This is a genomic window from Labrenzia sp. 011, from assembly GCF_003075075.1.
Classification (GTDB): Bacteria; Pseudomonadota; Alphaproteobacteria; order Rhizobiales; family Stappiaceae; genus Roseibium.
The window spans coordinates 34,648-49,720 of record NZ_QCYM01000027.1 but is presented as its reverse complement, the minus strand read 5'-3'; the positions used below and the strand labels follow the sequence as shown (position 1 = coordinate 49,720).

At 57.6% G+C, this 15,073-nt stretch carries 12 protein-coding genes and 1 pseudogene; 2 read left to right on the top strand and 11 right to left on the bottom strand.

Annotated features, from left to right (window positions below; translation table 11 throughout):
- Positions 1 to 402 precede the first annotated feature (402 nt).
- Both DCO57_RS20405 and DCO57_RS20400 read right to left on the bottom strand, forming a co-directional pair.
- A complete protein-coding gene (locus DCO57_RS20405) occupies positions 403 to 1,215 on the bottom strand; it encodes a hypothetical protein (protein WP_208978062.1) in 813 nt (270 codons plus the stop codon).
- A gap of 73 nt (positions 1,216 to 1,288) precedes the next feature.
- Positions 1,289 to 2,791, bottom strand: a complete 1,503-nt coding sequence (locus tag DCO57_RS20400) for a DUF1254 domain-containing protein (protein WP_116700766.1) — start codon at positions 2,789 to 2,791, stop codon at positions 1,289 to 1,291.
- A 237-nt stretch (positions 2,792 to 3,028) separates the two neighbouring features.
- Here DCO57_RS20400 and DCO57_RS20395 point away from each other — a divergent pair, with 237 nt between their 5' ends.
- Complete coding sequence (locus tag DCO57_RS20395) at positions 3,029 to 3,268, top strand: hypothetical protein (protein WP_116700765.1); 240 nt, start codon at positions 3,029 to 3,031, stop codon at positions 3,266 to 3,268.
- 62 nt (positions 3,269 to 3,330) lie between these two features.
- Here the strand turns inward: DCO57_RS20395 and DCO57_RS24000 are convergent.
- The 4 genes and pseudogenes from DCO57_RS24000 to DCO57_RS20370 form a co-directional block, all read right to left on the bottom strand.
- Positions 3,331 to 3,438: pseudogene (locus DCO57_RS24000) on the bottom strand (transporter); the annotation flags it as partial.
- A 295-nt stretch (positions 3,439 to 3,733) separates the two neighbouring features.
- Complete coding sequence (locus DCO57_RS20385) at positions 3,734 to 5,272, bottom strand: DUF1254 domain-containing protein (protein WP_116700764.1); 1,539 nt, start codon at positions 5,270 to 5,272, stop codon at positions 3,734 to 3,736.
- Positions 5,273 to 5,352: 80 nt separating this feature from the next.
- Positions 5,353 to 6,858: a DUF1214 domain-containing protein gene (locus DCO57_RS20380; RefSeq protein ID WP_116700763.1), complete on the bottom strand. Its 1,506-nt coding sequence runs from the start codon at positions 6,856 to 6,858 to the stop codon at positions 5,353 to 5,355.
- 283 nt (positions 6,859 to 7,141) lie between these two features.
- The gene (locus tag DCO57_RS20370) at positions 7,142 to 8,134 is read right to left on the bottom strand and encodes a helix-turn-helix transcriptional regulator (protein ID WP_116700761.1); all 993 of its coding nucleotides are present in this window, start codon (positions 8,132 to 8,134) and stop codon (positions 7,142 to 7,144) included.
- A 218-nt stretch (positions 8,135 to 8,352) separates the two neighbouring features.
- On the opposite strand from DCO57_RS20370, the gene DCO57_RS24155 reads away from it, so the two are divergent.
- Entirely contained in the window at positions 8,353 to 9,030 is a 678-nt protein-coding gene (locus DCO57_RS24155) for a helix-turn-helix domain-containing protein (protein ID WP_116700760.1), read from the top strand.
- A gap of 375 nt (positions 9,031 to 9,405) precedes the next feature.
- Here DCO57_RS24155 and DCO57_RS20360 read toward each other — a convergent pair whose 3' ends face one another.
- The 5 genes from DCO57_RS20360 to DCO57_RS20340 all read right to left on the bottom strand — a co-directional run bounded on the left by DCO57_RS20360 (position 9,406) and on the right by DCO57_RS20340 (position 15,002).
- Complete coding sequence (locus DCO57_RS20360; protein ID WP_165814796.1) at positions 9,406 to 10,776, bottom strand: type II restriction endonuclease; 1,371 nt, start codon at positions 10,774 to 10,776, stop codon at positions 9,406 to 9,408.
- A complete protein-coding gene (gene vsr / locus DCO57_RS20355) occupies positions 10,773 to 11,228 on the bottom strand; it encodes a DNA mismatch endonuclease Vsr (protein ID WP_116700758.1) in 456 nt (151 codons plus the stop codon). The genes DCO57_RS20360 and vsr overlap by 4 nt, the downstream gene beginning before the upstream one ends.
- A 5-nt stretch (positions 11,229 to 11,233) precedes the next feature.
- Positions 11,234 to 12,469, bottom strand: coding sequence for a DNA (cytosine-5-)-methyltransferase (gene dcm, locus DCO57_RS20350; RefSeq protein WP_116700757.1), 1,236 nt, complete (start codon positions 12,467 to 12,469; stop codon positions 11,234 to 11,236).
- A gap of 410 nt (positions 12,470 to 12,879) precedes the next feature.
- Entirely contained in the window at positions 12,880 to 13,581 is a 702-nt protein-coding gene (locus DCO57_RS20345; RefSeq protein WP_116700756.1) for a UTRA domain-containing protein, read from the bottom strand.
- Between the two features lie 41 nt (positions 13,582 to 13,622).
- Entirely contained in the window at positions 13,623 to 15,002 is a 1,380-nt protein-coding gene (locus DCO57_RS20340; protein ID WP_116700770.1) for a formimidoylglutamate deiminase, read from the bottom strand.
- Between the last annotated feature and the right edge of the window lie 71 nt (positions 15,003 to 15,073).

Sequence of the window (15,073 nt, the reverse complement as noted above, 5' to 3'; positions counted from 1 at the left end):
TGCCTCTTTCCCCATAGACCCCCCGCCAAGGCCCCGCGGCTTCCTCCTTCCGAGGTTTGTCAACGCGGACCGATGCCTGCTCCGCGGCAACCGCCACACAGCGGCCCGCATCGAAAAACCTTCAGGGGAGCGGTAGTTCGTTGCACCTCGAACCAACGGCGGCTTTGCGCCTAGAGTGATCATGTCACGACCAGAAATTCAGCAGCGGGCATCGTGACCGCAAAACTCCATGCTTCGGTGGCTAGGCATCACGAATTGACCTATAGATCGTCCTTTTCATCGTGACGTCGGTAAACACATCACCGACCGGAGCCGCCTCCTGTGACCAGGCACTGGCTGTCATTCCTGTCGAAACGAGCAGTGCAGTCATCAGTGTCTTGCGCATAGTTTTCTCCGTGCCGGCTATTTCGGAAATTGAAAATTGATGCCGCCGAAAACGCCCCATTCGGATTGGCCAGCCCCTCGTGAAGCCACCGAAATTTGAGGTTCGACAAACATGTTGATGATGGCCTTCTTTCCCTTGATGACCCTGCCGAGCCCCAATCCCAGAGGAATGTTGTAATTGTCGCTTTCGAAATCGTAGGTCCAGATTGCCGTCGAGCGGGCGTACCAGCCGTCGCCCAATTGTCCGATCAACAAGGGCTGAAAAGCACCCGCGTTGACGTCCTTGCGATCGTTGTCGCCGGCGACACTAGCCTGCCAGGTCAGCAGGTAGCCCCACTGAAACTTGGGGTTACTGTAATTGAAAAGGACATTGGCAAGGCCAAGGGACAACTTGTCCGATCCAAGTGTCCGATCCGTCGCTGTCGGGGCAGTGATCTGTGGCCCGATGCCGAAACTGAGGTCGGGGATCCCGGTATCGATCAGATAAGCTGCGAAGACGTTGAAATCTCCGATGCCGGTGGTGTGTCCTCCGGTCAGCGACGTGGGAACCGTATTGATCGGCAGCGTCGCGCGGACCAGCCAATCGCCCCCGAAGACACTGACCGGCAAAGCTCCCCGCAAGTAGAACGCGTTTGAGTTGGTATCCAGATTGCTCAGGTTGCCGTTGTATTGGTTCTGCAAATTGAACGTGTTGAATGCGGCCAACGGGTTGTTGGCCTGGGACAGATCAGGAGCGTTTTGGGCCCATGCATTTGGTCCGGTACCCACATAAAGGGCCAAAAGAACCGCCACGAGCCAACGCGTTTTCCACGTGTGCATTTTTTCCATCATTGGATCTCCTCGATGCAGCATCTGAGGGTTGGTCTGGGCGACACCGGTAACTGTGTCGCCCAAAGCTGAGGGGTTATTCGACCTGCACGACTTCACCTGGCTGCCAGGCCTTGTCGAACCATGGCTGGGTCGGGCTGTAGATCCGCCACAGGATGTTCCAGCCTTTGCCGGGAATGGTCTGCAGCCAGTTGACGTCACCCTCGGGTTTTTCGGGGCTGAACGTGATGTCATAGGAGCCATCTGCGTTCTTGACGATGGCTTCGTCGATGCTCGAGACACCCGGATAATTCTGATCGGTCTGCATCAGGGATCGCGTCTGGTTGTCATACAGCGTCACGTCCCAGAAATTCGCCGCAGGCACATCAGGGGGGACATGCATGGTATAGGTCTGGGCGCCATCAAACGGGCTGCCTTCGGAATCGTGCGCGCCGATCATGTACTGTGAGCCTCTGCCGACGCCGGGGTTCACCATCGCAGGCGTAATACCGGTCGCATAGAAATGGAACCGGGCGCGGTAGTCACTCAGGCTCGCATCGTTGCGCAGGAACTCATGACTGCCACCTGCAAACCCAACTTCCCATGTTTTGCTGTTTGGATAGGGCCGGACCGTTTCATCGCGGTTGTTGAACACGATGCTTCGCATTGCTGCGGTCCCAACTGCGGCAGCTTCCTTAAGGATTTTTTGCATCCGGGCATCCGGTGCAAAAGGTTTGCCTTTTTCAATCCCGATTGCAGCAAGCATACCAATGCTTTCGTTGTCATACGAGAAATACGGCTCTTCCTGCACGATCTCATTCACTTCTTCAAAGAACGTCTCATCTTGGGCGTGCAGTGTGTTGAACGCCTTGCCCGACACGTTGACCCAGTTCACGTCTTTGGGCTCTGAGCCCAACGGGTAAAGCTTGAAGTGTTCTTTCATGTTGGTAACAACCGGATCGGCGTCAAAGTTCTTCATGAAGCCGCGCATCGCCAGCCAATGACCATAGGTTTTGGATTTTTTGACAATGTAACCGTCAGGAATGTCACCTTCGTAATCAGGTCCAACCAGAAGGTATTTGCCGCCCTCGCCCTTGTCGTCACCGGCGTTGCCGAAATCTGTCAGATAGCGGAACCACGCATCATCCACGATGCCCAGTACGTTGGGCGGGGTTTCCATCACCATCGGGCCGTCTTTCAGGTCGATCCACATGAAGCTGTAGACCACCGTGGTGTTGCCAGTCAGCAGCAACGCACGTGGATCCAGGCGGCCTTCAAAGATGATCATGGTCTCGTTGTCTGGCCCAAATTCACGAAGGCCCTTGCGAAAGCCAACCAGAGAGGCCGTGGGCACATGGGTGATCATCGCTTCGACGGCCCGGCTGAAATCCAGATGATCCCAGACCTTCTGTGCGGTCTCATCCGTGGGAATGCCGTCGAAATACTCGAGCGTTCCCAAGCGCGTCTCCGCCTTGTCAGGTGTGATGGTATTGGCGGGAACGTCCGTGGTCATCTTGTACGCGGGGCTCTCCGCGCGGGCAGGAGCGATTGCCAGGGCGAGTGCGGCCAATGACAGAACTAGAAGCGATTTTGTCACCATGTCAGTCTCCAGATTGAAAGACGTCGGCTGGTTCTTTGGCGAACCGACCGTTAGCTGCCTAAATCTCGCATGGCTGGCCCCTGGATTTTGGTCAGATCGCGCCAATTCCTTTCGATGACCCATAAACGTGGCGCGATATGACCAAATCAGGGAATCACAACCTCCTAGAATCATGATCGAAGTACGCGCACAAACGCTGCGGGAGGCGCCCCGTACTTAGGGGTTTGGAGACTGGTGATGAATATCAAGAAAATGATGGAAGAACTTGAGCAGGCACGCGATGAACTGCGCCTGCAATTGCACCTCGCGTCAAAGGACGCCGAAGACGAATGGCAGGAAGTGACCCGTGAATGGGACCAGTTCCTGTCGACCGCGCAGTTTGAAAAGAGTGCCGAAGAAGTTGGCGAGGCGGCAAAAGAGCTCGGTCTGAAAATGAAGGCGAGCTACGATCGCTTCAAAAAAGGCCTGTCCCAGTAAGAACGCGCCGCATTCCCATCGCCCGAACAAAGGTTTTACGGGAGCCGATTGCAGGCGACGAATGCCTTCTGGCCATTGTTGGGGCCCAGGCCCTGATCATAGTTGAACTGGAACGGTACGTTGATCAGAGAGGCGATCGGATTGGCAAGTTGTCTGGCCAATTCGGCATTGTCAGCAGCCTGCCCCCTGCAGCGACAGATCGGCCAGAGAAAGACCGAGTATGGCGGCACTTGCGACAGAGTATTTTTTAAAAATCGCATATATAACTCCATCTCAATTAAACAAATCTGTCAGAAAATCTTCTCAGACAAGAAATAACTCCCGGAAACTCTGCGTGCGCATCAGTGATACTGGCTGTTCCAGCTCTTCCGTAATCGTCCAGGTTTTCCAGCAGTCAACACTGCCTTCGATTGGAAAGCCCCAACAGGGCGCCGCCGCGGCTCAGATCCGCGGCGGCGCTTTTCATTACTTCACCAATTCGATTTCACCCGGACGCCAGCTCTGGTCGATCCACGGCTGTTCAGGACCATAAAGGCGCAGCGCCAACCACCAGCTCTTGCCTGGGATAGTCTGGAGCCAGTTGCCTTCTTTGCCCTTGGGCGGCTTGGGTGCGAAGTAGATGTCGTAGGAGCCGTCGGCGTTTGTGTCGATCCCTTCGGTCTGGCTGCCAAGTGTCGGGAATTGCTGATCGGTCTGAAGCTGCGAACGCGTCTGCGTATCGTACATCGTCAACGCCCAGAAATCCTTGGCAGGCACGTTGGGCGGCATTGTCAGCTTGTAGGTCTTGGAGCCATCCAACGCCTTTTTCTTGGAATCCGCAGCAATCAGAGCATAGTCCGACCCCTTGCCGGCTACCGTCACCGCCATGGCGGGTGAGACGACGATATAACCGAAGTGGAACAACGCCCGGGCTTCGAGGTTATAGGCGCCATCCTTCAGGAAGGCGGTGTCCTTGTTGGCATAGGCCATGATCCACGCGCTTTCCTTGCCGTAGATCTGATTGCCCGGGTCACGCGGGAAATAACTGATGGCGCGGACGGCGGTGTTTCCGATCGCAGCTGCGTCGGTCAGGATTTTTTTCATCCGCTCATCGGGCGCAAAGGGCTGCCCTTTGACGATGCCGATGGCAGCCATCATGCCCTTGGCTTCGGGCCCGAGGTAATCGTCCGGTTCACCCTGGATTAGTTGATGCAACTTTTCGAAGAAGCTGTAATCGTTGGGTACAATCGTGTTCATGACCTTGCCGGACACATTGATGAATTCGGTCGCGGGCGGGTTATCCTGGGACGCCAGAGGATAGACCCTCATATTGTCGCGGATATTCTTGGATGCGGCGGGGATCGCCTTGTCCAGCGGCAGGCTCTTGTCCAGATAACCGCGGGTGAAGACCCAGACACCGTTGGTCTTTGACGGCACCACGAAATACCCGTCTGGTACTTCGCCCTTGAAGTCCGGCGGCAGCACCAGGAACTTGCCACCCTTGCCCTTGTCCGGTCCGGCAACGCCCAGATCCGTCATGTAGCGGAAGGCCATGTCATCGAGCACGCCGAGCATGCCGGGCGGCAGGTCGATCACCGTCGGACCGTCCTTGGCCAGATCCAGAAATCCAACCGCGTACATGGTCGATGTATTGCCGGTCAGCAGCAGAGTTTTCGAATCCATCAGGTTGTCCCAGATGGCAATCTTGTTGCTGGCGTCGGCCCCGATGCTCGCCTGTCCCTCACGCAACATATAAGCGGACATCATCGGGATAGAATTGATGAAGACATTGACGGCGCGGGAGCGGTCAAGAAAATCATAGCTCGCCGCGACGCTGGCCCCATCAGGCACCCCGTCAAAAAACTTCATTGTTCCGATGGATGTCTCAACACTGTCCGGCGCGGTGAGACCTGCCGGAATGTCCGTTGTCATTTTCATCTTCGGTGCGTCCACCGCTGCCGCTGTCGTGGCCCCCGAGACAAGGAGCGTTGTGCCTAATATCAAGGAGAGATGGAGAGATTTCATAATCGATTTCCTCTTGAACCTGGAAGGTGCGGGGCATGGACATCCCACACAGTCATTGGCGTCATTTCAAACCTTCAACCTCAGTCGATGACCTTCTTTATCGGTGTCATCGGGAAGGACTGATCGAAATAGGCCTGTTCAGGACCGTAAAGCCTCAGGTAGACAAAGAAGGATTCGCCTTCTTTGGTCTGCACCCAATTGATTTCCTTGCCTTGCGGCGCCTTCGGACCGAAGTACAGATCAACGGACCCGTCGTGATTTGTAAGAAGACCTTCTGTGCGCGATGAACGGTCGGATCGCTTGCTCTCATTGCGGATTATCAGGCGGTTCTCGATGTCGTAGACCGTCACCGACCAGAAGTTGGCCGCCGGCGGCTTCGGCCCGATGTGCAGCGTATAGGTATTGCCGCCCATCAAAGCGTCGCCATCAGCATCGTAGTAAGATCCCAGATAGGCCGAGCCTTTTCCTGCAACGCGGGACACCATGCCAGCTGAGGTGGTGGTTGCCTCGAACCCATAGGAGGCCCGCTCGTTGAACATCGAGTAGGTCGGCAGATCGATTTTCGGATCCATGCCGGCCATTGCATCCTCGAACCCGGAGTTGTCGCCGTATAGCGACGTCGGAAACATATCGCGGGTCTTGTTGAAGGAAATCGCCTGCGACATGGCCATTCCCACATCCAAAGCCCCCAGCAGGATCTCTTTCTGTTCGGCTGTCGGGGCGAACGGCTTGCCCTTCTCGATACCCAGATCTTTCAGCCACGCATAGAAGAACCGGTCACGGTCCGCCACGGGTTCGCGCTGAACATAGGTGTTCACCAGCTCCCAGTACCGCATGTCGCGCGGCTGGGTGTTGAGTGCGATCTTGTCGCCGTCCTTGGGCGTGTATTTGATGAATTTTGTTTGCGGCGGGTTGTCAGCCTCTGACAGTTTGTAGGCTTTTACCGCCGTGCGCAGCGCCTTGGCCTCTTCGCCAACACCCAGGGCCCGGTAGAAGTAAAGCACACGGAAAGTGTCCGACTGAATGATCTCTCCGTCAAAGTCCCTGGGGTATTCCTGCCCGGGCCCGACCAGCAGCAATTTGCCGGCCTGGCCTTCAATCTCGTGGATGGGTTGCATCCAGGCGTTATCAACCACGCCGTAAATTGCGCCTGGTGGCAAGTCCAGCACCACCGGCCCGGTTTGCGACAGATCCGAATGAGCAATCGTGTAGGGGGTGGTCACATTGGCGGTCATGAACGGGTAAACACCGTCATATCCGTCATAGAGCCCGAAGAAGATGTCATCAGCGGCAATGTCCAGGCCGTTGGACGCCTTCAGATTGCTCAACAGCGCCGGATACAGAGTTTCGAAATTCATCATCGGCATTGCCCAGGTGACCAACTGGGTCGCGCGCTGCTCCAGAAGCCGGCGATGAAGGAACTCCGCAGACTTCTTGGTTATGGACTGCCCCTGGAACTCGATCTCGCCCACGTAAGTCTTCTGTGTCGTCAGGCCGGTCCCTTGAGCAACGGCCTGCTGAGCAAGCGCGGCCATCGCGACACCGGTCAACAATCCGAACAAAGACGTCGCTTTCTTGAAAGGCATGAGCTTCTCCCTGAATATATCTCGCTTGGGCGCCAAGTCTTGTTCAACCAAGGATCCAAAAGCCCAAACATCCGCAGGATGATGAACCGGCTTTTGCCAGGAACGATTTGGATCCAGTTGCCTTCTTTCCCCTCAGGGGTCACGGCCGTCTCCAGACAGCGGTCACTGGCTTCTTTAGAAAAATATGCGCCTTGACGCTTCGAGAAGGCGGTATTGCCACTGGCAGACTAGTCGTGGGGGAGGCAAGTTTTGGTCATGTCACGCCAAATCAGGCGGCATGGCCCTAATTAAGCATCTGGCGGCGATACTTGCCCGGGCTCATCCCTGCAATGCGCCGAAAACTGCGTCCGAAATTGGACTGGTTTTCATAGCCAAGCGTCATCGCGACATCGATCAGTTGAATATTGGTATCCCTCATCATCTCGGTCGCCATTTCGAAACGGGTGGTTTCGATCAACTCTGAATAGCTGATCCCGGCTTGCCCGAGATTGCGCTGTAGCGTCCTTTGGCTCGTTCCGGCAATTTCGGCAAGCACCTTGATTTTGGGTGCCGCTCCGAGCAGGTAGGGCCGCAGCAATCGCTTGAGATTGCCGGTGGCGTCATGATCGGCACAAATGTCCTGTGCCGGCAATGATGCCGTCACGCAGATCGGGGTACTGGTCGCAAGAACCGACGAAGGGACGACGATCGAAGTGTGTTTCGACTTCTTGATGAAGCGCGTATTCGGGTTTGCCGCGCGCGCCTCGTTACAAACACTGAAATCGGATTTGAACCTGATCTCGTCCGGAGACCAGCTTTTGCCAGCGATACTGCGCACCATCCCGATCAAGACCATGACTTGGGTCCATTCCGAGATCGCCACCCCGCCCAGTCCTTGCGGCGGCGAGCCGTCACAATAGATCTCGGCGGTCCCATCGTCATCGACAACCCCGACACGGGTATCGGAATCTTCAAGCTGGATCAGGCTGGCCAGGCGCTCAAGTCGCGCTCTGACCGTGGGCAAAGACCGTGTCGCTGCCAGCAGGTCGGCGCTGAAGGTCGATGATGAAAACTGCCGCGCCCAGAGCCAACCAAGATCGGCGATGCCTTCGCGGCGCTCACACCTGGCGAGGAACTCCAAGGCAAGGATGTTGCTGACGAAATCTTCGGGCGTTTCCTCGACAAGAACCGGCAATCTTGCCCGCACCAACTCTCGTTCGAGAGGCACCCCGATATCGCGAAGAATCTCGATAAACGGAATCAGATATGCTGCTCTACAGGTTGAAATCCGCTTCATTTACCGCACCTCCCCATATTACCAATCAAAGCGTTTCCTCCCAGAGACGCCGACCCGGATATACCGTTTCAAGCCAGATTGGTTTTGATCATTGTAAGCCAAAATGATCACGATGCGACAAATGCAACCCAAGTCTGAGTTGGCGTATTCTGACTAACTTAGCCCTATGCTGGCGCATATTCTCAAAACAACCATATGGCATTCAGCAGGTTCAAACTTTGACCCAGAGCAAGGTAGACTTCGAAATCGAGGCGATCGAGCGTGCGATACACTGCGCACTTCCATGCTCCAGGCCCTGGTTGAAGGATATCGCCCGGTCGCTGAGCATCAGTTCAAGATCACTCCAACGTCATCTAATGGAAAAAGGAACCAACTTTTCGAGAATTGTCGAACGGGCACGAGAGCAAATGGCCTGTGAGCTTCTCGAACGGGACGGAACGAATGTGACAGAAGTGGCGGAAATGCTTGGATACCGCGACACCACTCGCGACATTCGAGCGAATAATCATACGCTGATCCCAGCGCCATCGTCATCTGCAACTCCGAGCTCGGTCCGGTCATTCGCTGCGTCTTGCATCAACGGCATCTCCGGTTCATCCTTCGACCTCATGGTGATGGTCGGCTTCGGCGTCCTCGGCTGGGTGCTGCGCAAGCTCGACGTGCCCCTGGTGCCGATCATCCTGGGAACCCTGCTCGGCAACACCATGGAGAACAATCTCCGCCGGGCGATCACCATCGACAACGGCGACTGGTTCGCCCTGATCGACAGCCCCCTGTCCATCGGCCTGTGGACCCTCGCCGTCATCGGCTTCCTCCTGCCGATCATCTTCGGCAAGGTCGTCAAGGCCCGCATGCGCCACATGAAGCGGGACGAGGAAGGTTCCGTGATCGACTGAATGGTGACGCCACCGGTCGCTGAAACACCCTTTCCCCGTTCCGGGGGAAGGGTGTTTTGCCGAGAGCGGGATACGGCCTGAGGCGGATGATGATATGCCGGCTAACTATCGTCCGGTTTCGCGTCGTGATGAGGGGGGCCTCCGTTTTCGTCCTACGCCTGAAAGCAGACATTCATCGCAGATGCAGTGAATTCGCAGGTTGGGCGGGGGGAGGACTTTCACTGCAGCCGCTATGGCATGTCTAGCCAATAGTGGAAACGGAGGTTCGCGCGGAGAATCTGTCAGAATACAGAATGATCAAAAACTTACTTTCGCGCCAAGGTTTCGGCCAACTTCGAATTTTTCAACCGCACTGCCCGGCCTCTCTCGCTTAAATTAGTGCCAATATTTCATCGATGGTTTCACGATTTCTGCGCAAAACTTGCGAAAAGTCAGTACGTTGTCGTGCCCCTCATACTCGGTTTCTTTCGTCTCCATCAGGCTTTCCGGGATAACCAGTTTCACACCGATTGAGGCCATATCCTTGATTGCGTTACCCGCGATGTTTTCGTCAACCGTGGTAAGATACAGGTTCCGGCTGCCCTTCTCCCGCTCTACCTGTTTCCAGCGCTCACGCAGCGTGGTCTTTGCGCTCAGGATCAGGCCCGAAGAAGCTTCCGGTTTTCCGCTATCCACGAAGATCTGTGAGGGTAAAATGAAATCCGGGCGTTTGCGGGCTTCGATGACGACCTGCTTCTCGAATGGGATATTTCCGCCTATCAGCATCGCCTCGATGTGATGCTCGTAGGAATAGCCCGCCCGCGATTTGCGCTGCTGGGCAGCAGACAGCATCAGCGCGTCGATGGCCGGAAGCTCGTCAACCAGCTTGCGGATCACATCCGGGGGCTCAATGGAGCCAGGCTCATCGCCCAATACAATCCGTACCAGCTCGACGGAACGCTCGCGGCGCTGGAATTCACGGAACAGGTCCCATTCGATGCTGCGGCTGATTTCGCGCAAAGCGTTGCCGGGACATTCCATCTCGAAAGGATTGAGCTGCTCCATACTATTTTGCTTGAGGAAAGCTTCTCGGGCCATACGTGCCAGCGCCTCAGTTGGCGGCATGACCGCATGCTCGCGGGCAAAGGAGCTGATGGTTCCCGCCATCCATGCCCCGATTAGTTGCTCGACAAAATCGAGCACTCGCTCATGCTCCTTGGCTTTCAGTGCGGAGGGCTCAAATTCTCCGACTAGAAAGTCGGGGCCAATTTCGAATAGATCGGCAAGAAAATCCGCTTCTTCGGCTGCCGAGTTGACCGTCAGGCACTCATAGACTGGTTCTCCGTCACCTTTCAGACGTCCCATTACCATAAATGAGGCAGGGGAGAGCCACGCAAAAGGATCCTTGGGCAGGCGCGTCACGTGCGTCTCCGGCCCCTTGCTTGTATAGTGCACGATACGGGAGCGCTTTTCTCGGTCGCCGACTTTAGCCTGCGGCCAAAGTGTGGAGAACCAAGCTTCGCGAATATCAGCGCCCCTTGGGTCGTCGCGCTCTTTGACAGCGAGCGGCGGAAAAAAGCCGCCGTCGCGCTGTTCGGCAGAGATGTAGACCCCGCCTTGGTGCTTGTTGGTGCATTTTGCCCAGTCGCGGTCGTTATTGGAAAGCTTCTTGACCAAGATGCGCTCCGCCCGATTCATCAATCCGGTCAGAAGTTCAGCGGTACGGCTGTCACCCTGCTCAAAATCAAACTCATTCTGCTCGCTCATACGCTGCCTGCAATTTCTTTCCGGACGGAGTTGCCCGTAATCCATACCGACACACGCTGCACCAGCTCGTCACAGGCAAGCCGGGTTTTGCCTTTCATCGCGCATTCCCACACGGTCAGTACACGCCAAGAAGCTGCCTGCAGTTCCAGAAGCGTGCGGCTGTCACGTTGCCGGTTGCCCTCGATCTTGTCGCGCCAGAATTCCGTGCGCGTAGCCGGAAGCCTGAATAGATGACAGTCGTGCCCGTGCCAGAAACATCCGTGCACAAAAATCGCGGCGCGATACTTCGGCAGGACGATATCCGGCGAACCAGGCAGGGAGCTTACATGTAGCCGGTAACGAAAACCTCTGGCAAATAGGGCCTTGCGCAACTGCACTTCCGGTTTGGTATCCTTGCCCCGTATGCCGCGCATCATGCGGCTGCGTGTAGCGCTATCTACAATGTCCACCATTCAGATCAGGCGCTTTCTGCTATCGCAGAATGCGCCTGATCTTGGAGACACACGGCCAGCCAAGGCTGCATGTGACGTGCAACCGCTTCGACTACCTGCACGACCACGGCATTGCCAAATTGGCGATAGGCTTGGGTATCAGACACCGGAATGGCGAAATGGCGCTCCTCCGTTTCGAAGCCCATCAACCGGGCACATTCCCTCGGCGTCAGGCGGCGCGGGCGATTGCCATCCTGGCGCACCAGGATTTCGGAACCGTCCTTGAAATAGCGCGCGGACAGAGTGCGTGCGGTGTCTTCCGGCCCGACAAGGCCGAACCCGAAACCGTTGCCCTTTGCCTTGTGCTTGGCCGCATAGTCTTGGAGATACTGCCAGAGCTTCGGCGTCAGGGTGTATTTCTCGGATACGGTACCTATATTGCCGCCGGTGTAGGGCGGCTCCGGCGCTTCCTGACCGTCTTCAGGATGCAAAATAGCTTCGAGCTTTGGCCCCCTGACAGGATCGGGAACGACCATATCCTCGAAGCTGAAGCCGCAGTCCTCGCGGAACCCCGCGATAAAAATCCTCTCACGGTGCTGAGGCACCCACGATTTTGCATCGATCACACGCCAGTCGATGTGATAGCCTAGCTCTTCTTCCAGCACCTCGCGAATGACATGGAAGGTCTTTCCCTTGTCGTGGCTGACCAGGTTTTTGACATTCTCCAGAAGAAACGCCTTGGGCCGGTGATGGCGGATGATCTCAGCCAGCCGGAAAAACAACGTCCCCTGCGCATCGCAAGCAAAGCCATGCTTTCGGCCCAAGGCGTTTTTCTTTGACACACCGGCAATCGAAAAAGGCTGACAAGGAAAGCCTGCCAGTAACACATCATGCTGCGGAATCTCGCCCAGCTCCACATCATTGATATCGCCCGTAATGTCGTGATCATCACCGGGGAAATTCGCCTTGTAGGTCTGCTGGCTGTATTTGTCACGCTCGCAGGTAAACACGCATTGGCCGCCAATCGCCTCGAACCCAAGGCGCAGGCCGCCGATTCCGGCGAATAGGTCGATGAAGGTAAACTGCGCCGGGCCGGACGACCGTGTTTTTACCAAATGCTGAAGCGTGTCTATGACTGCCTTGCGGGGCTCAGCATCGCCGGTTTCCCATCGATAGGCAGTGCGCTCGCTGAAGCCTGTATGCAGCGCGGCTTCCGCTACACTAAGTCCTGCTTTTTGCCGCAGTTCGGAAAAGGATGTCATGCCTGTCAGACCTCTTGTGCGGGAATATTTTTGCCAATATGGCAGCATGAATCACGGCGAGCAAGAGGAATGAACATTTCATGAACAAAATTCTGAAGCAGTAACAATCGATGATACCCACCAATCAAACCACAGCATGTAGAGGTTTCATGGAAGGGTTTGTCATAGTTTTAAAAGCCGGCCCGGAAATGCGACACAAAATGGACCGTGACTGACGCCTCCGTCGGCAGGGGGTGAAACACCACTCTGTGATCGCGGCGCTGCGACGAATGGCAGGTTTGACGAACTAAGCGCAGTATTTGAATGGCGCATTGGGTGTCCGCAAAGTACCGGCACCTCCCAGCGCCCCCATCGACGTGAATGTCCGTTTCTCTGGTTCATGATCGAAACCGGCCATCCCCACCTTCCCCTCAGATCTCCGTACGCATCCGGTACCCCGGCGCGAAGATCAGCCGGACATGGGTGATCGGCAGGTCGGCGGACCAGGTGATGCGTTCCATGGCAAAGAGCGCCGTCCCTTCCGCCGCGTCCAGTTGCCGGGACAGGTTGTCGCCGGCGTTCACGGCGAAGAAGGAAAGGTCGCCGTGCGTATAGGGCGCATTGTGGACCAGCCACTCGTTGGCGCTGATCCGGTCGAAGGCCAGGTCCCTCGCCTCCGGCGCCGCTTCCAGGTTGATGTAGCGTTCCTCATAGGCATAGGGCCGGTCGTCGGCGAAATGCAGGGTCTTGAGGAACAGCACATCGGCGCCGAGCGTGACCTGAAAGGCGCCATGCAGCACCGGCGGCAGCGGCCTCAGATCCCGTTCCAGCAGGCTGTGCCGGTAGGTGTGCCCAAGCGCCTCGATCTCTTCGCGGATGATCGGAATGGTCAGCGTCGCCCGCTGCGGCGGGTTGAGCGCGACGCGGGTTCCGGCCCGGCGCTTGCGCACCACAAGGCCGCTCTGGGCCAGATCCCTCAGCGCCCGGTTGACCGTGGTGCGCGCGCAGCCGAATTCCTCCGCCAGATCCGCCTCATGGGGAATCTGTTCGCCCGGCTGCCAGATCCGGTCATGGATCCGCCGCAGAAGCTCGGTGCGGATGCCCTTCCAGGAATTTGTGTCGGATAAACTCAAGTCGCTGCCAGCCCCCCTCAAAGGCCCATGCCGACCGGCTGCTAGAGCCGGTCCCGCAACGAGGCCATGGTGGCCCGGTAGCGCGCACGGATAGCATCGCCTTTTACATGTTTTCCGCCGCGAACAACATGCCGCCCCGCCGACCACACGTCGCGGACCATCCGGTCGTCCCCGGCGAAGATCCAGGCATCCAGCAGTTCGTCTCCCGCACGCCCCTCCAGATCGATGGCGGTGCTGTCGAGGGCCAGAAGATCCGCGAAGCGGCCTTCGCAAATCCCGCCGGACTCGCGTCCGAGGGCCCGGGCCCCGCCGGAAACCGCGCCGTCGAAAAGCACCCGGCCGGTGGATCGTTCCGGCGTGGCGACCGAGGCCCGGCATCTGTCGCGCAGCCGCTGCGAATATTCCAGCGTCCGCAGTTCCTCGGACAGGGCGATGCGGATATTGGAATCCGACCCCACGCCGAAGCGCCCGCCGTTTTCCAGATAGCGCACGCCATCGAAGATGCCGTCGCCCAGGCTCGACTCGGTGATCGGGCACAGCCCGGCGACGGCGCCCGTCCCGGCCAGCGCCAGCGTTTCCCCGGCGGTCATCTGCGTGCAGTGGATCAGACACCAGGTCTCACCGACCGCATGGTTGGCGAGCAGCCACTCCACCGGACGCTGCCCCCTTGCCGCCAGGACCTCCTCGACCTCCGCCACCTGCTCGGCCAGATGCATGTGCAACGGCCGGTGGCCGGCAAGCGCCACCGCGTTCTTCAAGCCGTCCTCGTCGACCGCCCTCAGGGAATGCGGCGCAACGCCGATCACGGCATCCTCCGGCAGCGCCTTCAGGGCGCGGGACGCCAGATCGTGGAGACTGGCGAAACTGTCGACATCATTGCCGAAGCGGATCTGGCCCGGCGCCAGCGGCCGCCTGTCGCAGCCGCCATACTGATAGAGGACCGGCAAAAGCGTCAGGCCGATGCCGGTCTCGCCTGCCGCGGCGACGATCCGCCCGGCCAGCTCGGCCGGATCGTCATAAGGCGCGCCGCCCGGCTGGTGATGGAGGTAATGGAATTCGCCGACCGCCGCGTAACCGGCCTCCAGCATTTCCATCTGCACGAAGGCGGCAATCGCCTCGACGTCCTCCGGGCCGAGCGCGTCCAGAAAGCGGAACATGATCTGCCGCCAGGTCCAGAAACTGTCGCGCGCCTCGCCGCCGCGCCGCTCGCTCATGCCGGCCATGGCCCGCTGGAACGCATGGCTGTGCAGGTTCACCGGCGCGGGCAGCAGAATGCCGACACTCTCGCCTGCGGGAAGCGCGTTCCGCTCGACCCGGGCAATCCTGCCGTCCGCATCGACGGTTACCGCCACATCCTCGGCCCAGCCGTCCGCAAGCAGCGCCTTTTCGGCGAAAACCGTCATCCCGGAAACCGTCGCCATGCCGCTCATTCCTCCGTTGACACGTTAATATGTGCATGCATATTATCTTATATCGCAATCTAATCAAGCCG